General features: G+C 28.6%; 1 protein-coding gene and 2 pseudogenes. All 3 read left to right on the forward strand.

The features are described from left to right. Positions 1-307, forward strand: a pseudogene (locus IC219_RS21255) (hypothetical protein); the annotation flags it as partial. 11 nt (positions 308-318) lie between these two features. Next, on the forward strand, positions 319-987 hold the full coding sequence (locus IC219_RS21260) for a hypothetical protein (RefSeq protein WP_227825327.1): 669 nt from the start codon (positions 319-321) through the stop codon (positions 985-987). A 46-nt stretch (positions 988-1033) separates the two neighbouring features. Then, positions 1034-1434, forward strand: a pseudogene (locus IC219_RS21265) (hypothetical protein); the annotation flags it as partial.

Below are 1434 nucleotides of genomic sequence, written 5' to 3' on the forward strand. Positions count from 1 at the left end.
ATGGGAAGTAAGTTACTATACTTCTTTGAATTGTGAAAATAGTAAACATGGAGCTGTGACAGCTATAGGAGAAAATTTACAATATGGGTTTGTGGCCAATAATCATCTTAAATTTGGAACTAAAATATTAGTTGATGGAAATTTAAAGGTGGTTAAAGATAGAGGTTCTAATAGATATTTTGGTACTTCTAATGCTATAGATGTATTTGTACCAAGATTAGATAGGGAGAGTGATTATAAATATTATAAGAGAGTAAATAATATGGGAAGACACTATCAAGAAGGTTATATTATAATTGAAGAATAGGAGTTGGTAAGTTGAAAGTAAATGGAATAAAAGTGACAGAAATTATTAATGTATCAAATGTATATGTATATGGAATTGAAGAAAGTATAATAGCAAGTGGATACCCAATGTATGAACAACAAGTAATAGATATGAAAGAAATAAACATTTCAGAAAAAGATTTAAAACGAGCAAATCAATTAGGCAAGTCAAAGCAAGGTTCAGGTCATGATTGCTTCTCTAAAGGAATTATTGTACAGATGGATTTGCAATGGTCAGAATATATGTGGAGACAATGGGACAGATACCATCATAACGATTATGTCTCAAGTCAAAGTAAAATGCATAGATTAACTAAATTTAACCTTGATAATATGTGTAACAAATATGTTGATAAAAATACAATAAATTTCTTAAATGAATTAATTTATGATTACAATAATTTTGATGAATTAAAATTATCCGCATCTGATAAAGTGACACTTAGGAATGGGGAAAATATCGAGGCCACGAAAGAAAATCTCTGGAAAATAATAATATCGAATTGTCCATCAGGATTAATGTTAACTGCAAGAGTTACATTAAATTATCTACAAATCAAATCTATGATAAATCAAAGAGAGAATCATAAAATGGAAGAATGGAGATTCTTATGTGATTTTTTTAAAACATTACCAAAATATAAAGAATTAATGATGTAGCAAGTTTTGTTAGCAATTAAATTTTAAATATAAAGGAGAAGGGTAAATGGCAGAAAAAAGAATAAATTATAATCAAGTATTTGTATCAGGAGAAGTTTTAGACATTTTAAATATAGCTAGAATGAATCAAGGAACTAGCCAAGAAGCAATAAGATTTACCTTAAAAGTTGAAACGGCACCAAATGAATCAGTGAATGTAGACTATTTTACATCAATGTTTAAGTCAGATGGTTCACCAAATCAAATGTTTTTAGGGATAGAGACAATAGCTAATGAAATAAAAACTAGAGCAGAAGATGGAAAAGGAGATATTGTTAGATGTGTTTGTTCATTAGACAATAGCTTATATTATAAAGATGGTGAAAAGAAAGAGCGATTCCAGATATCAGGAACTTTTTGCAATAGAGAAAAATATGATGACAAAGGTAATCCAATTGATGACAAGGG

The sequence above is a fragment of the Clostridioides sp. ES-W-0018-02 genome (assembly GCF_020658175.1).
Lineage (GTDB): Bacteria > Bacillota > Clostridia > Peptostreptococcales > Peptostreptococcaceae > Clostridioides.